Source organism: Aquipuribacter hungaricus (genome assembly GCF_037860755.1).
Taxonomy (GTDB): Bacteria; Actinomycetota; Actinomycetes; order Actinomycetales; family JBBAYJ01; genus Aquipuribacter; species Aquipuribacter hungaricus.
Window position 1 is genome coordinate 1 of record NZ_JBBEOI010000288.1, and the last position, 4,111, is coordinate 4,111.

General features: G+C 76.4%; 4 protein-coding genes. 1 reads left to right on the forward strand and 3 read right to left on the reverse strand.

The genetic code is table 11. From position 1 onward, the window contains the following. Positions 1-222: 222 nt before the first annotated feature. From WCS02_RS18275 to WCS02_RS18285, 3 genes are read right to left on the reverse strand one after another with little or no spacing between them, the layout of a single operon-like run. On the reverse strand, positions 223-1,230 hold the full coding sequence (locus WCS02_RS18275; RefSeq protein ID WP_340295719.1) for a DNA-3-methyladenine glycosylase family protein: 1,008 nt from the start codon (positions 1,228-1,230) through the stop codon (positions 223-225). Then, on the reverse strand, positions 1,227-2,372 hold the full coding sequence (locus WCS02_RS18280; protein WP_340295720.1) for a lysylphosphatidylglycerol synthase domain-containing protein: 1,146 nt from the start codon (positions 2,370-2,372) through the stop codon (positions 1,227-1,229). The genes WCS02_RS18275 and WCS02_RS18280 overlap by 4 nt, the downstream gene beginning before the upstream one ends. 34 nt (positions 2,373-2,406) lie before the next feature. Next, the gene (locus WCS02_RS18285) at positions 2,407-3,492 is read right to left on the reverse strand and encodes a glycosyltransferase family 2 protein (RefSeq protein ID WP_340295721.1); all 1,086 of its coding nucleotides are present in this window, start codon (positions 3,490-3,492) and stop codon (positions 2,407-2,409) included. Between the two features lie 65 nt (positions 3,493-3,557). Between WCS02_RS18285 and WCS02_RS18290 the strand changes: the two genes are divergently transcribed. Further along, positions 3,558-4,111: TIGR03089 family protein (locus WCS02_RS18290; RefSeq protein WP_340295722.1), on the forward strand; the 554-nt coding region annotated here is incomplete at its 3' end.

Sequence of the window (4,111 nt, forward strand, 5' to 3'; positions counted from 1 at the left end):
GCGCTCGCTGCGGCCCAGGTCGCGGAGCGGGTGGCGGTGGCCTGCCGCGCCGAGGGCCTGGGCACCCGGGTCCTGCTCGTGCCCGGCGCCGTGCGCGTCGAGCCTGTGACCGTCGGGCCCGCGCGCGTCGACGCCACGGACGTCGACGCAAGGCACAGCTAGCCCGGAGCGCGGCCTGCGCGGCCGCCGGTCCCGATCGGTGCCGACCAGTGCCGACCGGTGCTACGAGCGGCCGGAGGTCGCCGACGGCGTGTGGGTCTGCAGCGTCATCCGCGGGCCACGTCGCGGCCGGGTGGCCCCGGCGAGCTCGAGCAGGCGCTGCACCCGGTACCGGTGCCCGGCGTAGCAGGCGATGACCTCGGCGCAGCCGTCGTCGTCGAGGACCTCGCCGGTCAGCGCCCACGACACGTTCTTGGCCACGTGGTAGTCGTCGAAGCTGAACGCGTCCGGGTCGCCGTGGGCGCGCTGGCGGACCTCGGCGGCGGTCCACCGGCCCACGCCGGGCAGGCTGCGCAGGACCGGCTCGACCTCGCCGTGGGTCCGCTCGAGCGTGGCCTCCAGCCGGCCGGCGACCCGGGCCGCGCGGACGACGACCGCGCTGCGGCGCCCCTCGACGCCGGCACGCAGCCACTCCCAGGTCGGGACCTGCGCCCACTGCTGGGGCGTGGGCGGCACCATCATCCCCTCGGCGGGGCCGCCCTCCCGGGCCGGGGCGCCGGGCGCGGGGCAGCCGTGGAGGCGCACCAGGGCCCGCAGCGAGCGCCGTGCCTCCAGGCCGGTGACGACCTGCTCGACCGCGGCGCCCACCATCGCCTCCAGCACCGCACGGCTGCGGGGCGTCCGCCAGCCCGGGCGGGACCGCCACGCCTGCACGAGCACCGGGTGCTCCGGGCGGGGGCGGAACGCGCCGTGGCCGGTCTCGTCGTCGCAGTCGCGCCCGCCCAGGAGGTCCGGCACCCCGTCGAGGAGCCAGTCCGCGCCGGGTCCCCAGGCCTGCGCCCGGACCACGGCGAGGGCGGGGACGACGCGCAGGTGGAGCAGGCCCGGCCCGTCGGGCGTCAGGGTCGCCCTGAACAGCCCGCCGCTGCCGTCGCGGCGGTGGCAGGGGTCGCCGCCGCCGCGGGTGAGCGTGCCGAGGGTGCCGTACAGGTCGACCGGCCGGCCGGGCACCCACTCACGCACGGCACCGTCCGGGGCGCCGCCGGGCCTGCGCTGGGCGGGGGCCGTCATGCCGGGCCCCGGACCGTGCCGTCGCCGGGCTGCTCCTCGGGCGCCGGACCCGGAGGGGGGACGTCGCCGGGCTGCCCCTCGCGGGGCACGGCACCGGGCCCGTCGACGGCACCCGGCGCGGGGTCAGGGTCGTGGTCCCCGGCCCCGGCCCCGGCCCCGGACACAGGTCCGTCACCGCCCGCCCTCGCCAACGCCTTGGTGCGCCGCTTCTCCAGCACGATGGCGATCCCCGCCAGCCCCAGGTCGGAGGCGCTCATCAGCACCCGCGACACCACCGCCACGAGCAGCGCGCGCCCAGGGCTCAGGACGCCGGAGAGCATGAGCACCAGCGCCGCCTCGCGGGCGCCCGCCCCCGCCGGGCTGATGAACGCGACGAAGCCGACGCACCAGGCGAGCGCGAACGCCGTCACCGACAGCACGACCAGGCGCACCGACAGCTCGAGGTCGCCGACCCGCTCGACGAGCACGAGGGTCTGCAGGCCGATCGCCAGCCACGAAGCGAAGGCCCAGGCCGTGGTCCGCAGCGCACCGCGGTGGCTGACCGAGTGCTCGAGCGGAGGACGGCGGGCAAGGGCGAGCACCCGGTCCAGCACCCGGTTGAGCACGGGCGGGTACAGCAGGGCCAGCAGCGGGAGCACGAGCACCGCCAGCCAGCGGTAGCCGCCGGGCAGAAGGTCGGGGACCAGCGCGAAGCCGGCCACGCCGAGCAGCAGGGCCGTGGTGAAGACGATGACGACGTGGACGACGGTGGCCGAGGCCGAGCGCCTGCGGGAGATGCCGTGGTCGGCGGCGAGCTCGACCTGGGCGACGACGTGCCACAGGCTGCCGGGCAGGTACTTGCCGAGCTGCCCGACGAAGAACACCTGTCCGGTCGCCCGGGTGGACATCACGCTGCCCAGGTCCGCCAGCACCGAGCGCCACGCGACCGCCGACAGCACGACGTTGGCCACGGTGAAGACCAGCGCGAGCAGCAACGACGGCACGCCCAGCCGGCGGACCCCGACGAGGAACTCCTCGCCGTCCACGGCGAGGGCGAGCACCGCCAGCGCGACGACGACGGCGAGGAACACCCACCGGAACACCCGGGACCGCACGAGCCCCTGGCCGCGCTGGACGAGCGCCTCACCGCGTCCCCCGCTCACGGCACGCCCCCGGAGGGGGGCTGTGCCCGACGGCTCAGCTGCTGTCCCGGGAGCGCACGATGAGGTCTGCCAGCAGCCCCATCATCCCGATGAGCAGGCCCGTGACCAGGAGCAGGACCGTGTTGTCGGCCAGGGAGAACAGCGCGCGGAACTGGTCGAACACCAGCTTGGCCGTGCCGACCGCCAGGAGCACGAGCGAGATGGGCAGCAGGATCCGCAGCGGGTCGAAGTACATGACCATCCGGAGGATCTGCAGGATGTACCGGTAGGCGTCGCGGACGAACCGGAACTTCGACACCCCGGCGCGCTTGGCGTAGCTGATCGGCTCGTAGCGGATGTCGTGCTGGTTGGACAGGAACGAGATCGTCAGCGTCGTCACGCACGAGAACCCGGGCGGCAGCAGGCGCAGGTACGGCAGCGACACGTCGCGGCGGAACGCCCGCAGGCCGGAGTTGAGGTCGGGGATCGTCTGGTGGGTGAGCACCTCGGCGAACTTGCGGATGACGAACTTGGCCGGCACCCGCAGCCACTTGTGGGTGCCCTCCTCCGTGGTCCGGGCCCCGACGACCTGGTCGTAGGCGTCGTCGTCCAGCAGCATCCGGACGAACTCCGGGATGCGCTCGTTGGGGTACGTCATGTCCGCGTCGGTCCACACGACGATGTCGCCGCGGGCCTCGCGCGTGCCGATCCGCCGGGCGGTGCCGGAGCCACCGTTGCGCCGGAACGGCATGAGCCGCATCCGCGGGAACCGGGGCTGGGCGGCGGTGAGCACCGCGAGCGTCCCGTCGGTCGAGGCGTCGTCGATGACGAGCAGCTCGTAGGACATGCCGTCCGCGTCCATGGCCGCGGTGATCCGCTCGACCTCGGCCAGCACGTGCTCCTGCTCGTTGTAGCAGGGCAGGACCACCGTCGCGGTGAGCCGCGGGCCGGGGCTGGTGTCGCGGACGAGGACGCCGGGGGCGGCCACGACGGGGTGCACGACGCCCGGCTGCCCGGCGCCCGGCGGCGGGAAGCCCTCAGGGGCGGACGCGACGGCGGAGGTCACGGGGGACGGCTGGCGGGACGGGGGCCCCGGGAGCCCGTCGACGGTGGGCTCGGCGGTGCGGCGCAGATCGTCCATGGCCCGGACAGCGTATCCCCGGGACGCCGGTGTGCCGGGCAGCCGTGCCGTGCCACGGTGGGGGCGTGCGCCTGCCCACGAGCCCTTCCGGCGGTCCCCCCGACGGCCCCCCGGACACCCCCGCCGCGCCCGCCGGCGCCGCCACGGACGCGGTGGCCCTGCTGCGCCAGCTCGGTGCCGACCCCCGGCCCCGGCTCACCTGGTACGGCCCGGACGACCAGCGCGTCGAGCTGACCGGGCGCGTCCTGCACACCTGGGTCGCCAAGACCGCGCACCTGCTGCTGGAGGAGGCCGACGTCGTCCCGGGCAGCCGGGTCCTCGTGCGGCTCGGCGCGGACTGGCGCGCGCCGGTGTTCTGGCTGGCGGCCTGGTACCTCGGTGCGCAGGTGCTCCACCAGGACCAGGGCGCCCCGGCCGACGTCGACGTCGTCGGGCTGTCGGAGGTGCGCGGGGACCACGAGGCGGCGCGGAGCACGACGGCCGTCCTCGTCGTCGTCCCGCCCGGCGCCGTCGCCGCCCCGGCGGAGGGCCTGCCCCCGGGCGCCGTCGACTACGGCGGCGAGGTGTCCGGGTTCCCCGACGTGCCGCCCGCCCCCGGCCCGCGCACCCCGCTCGGCCC

Bases quoted from the DNA above. Each gene is read 5' to 3' on its own strand.
- WCS02_RS18285 (WP_340295721.1), bottom strand. From the start codon at position 3,492: ATGGACGATCTGCGCCGCACCGCCGAGCCCACCGTCGACGGGCTCCCG.
- WCS02_RS18275 (WP_340295719.1), bottom strand. From the start codon at position 1,230: ATGACGGCCCCCGCCCAGCGCAGGCCCGGCGGCGCCCCGGACGGTGCC.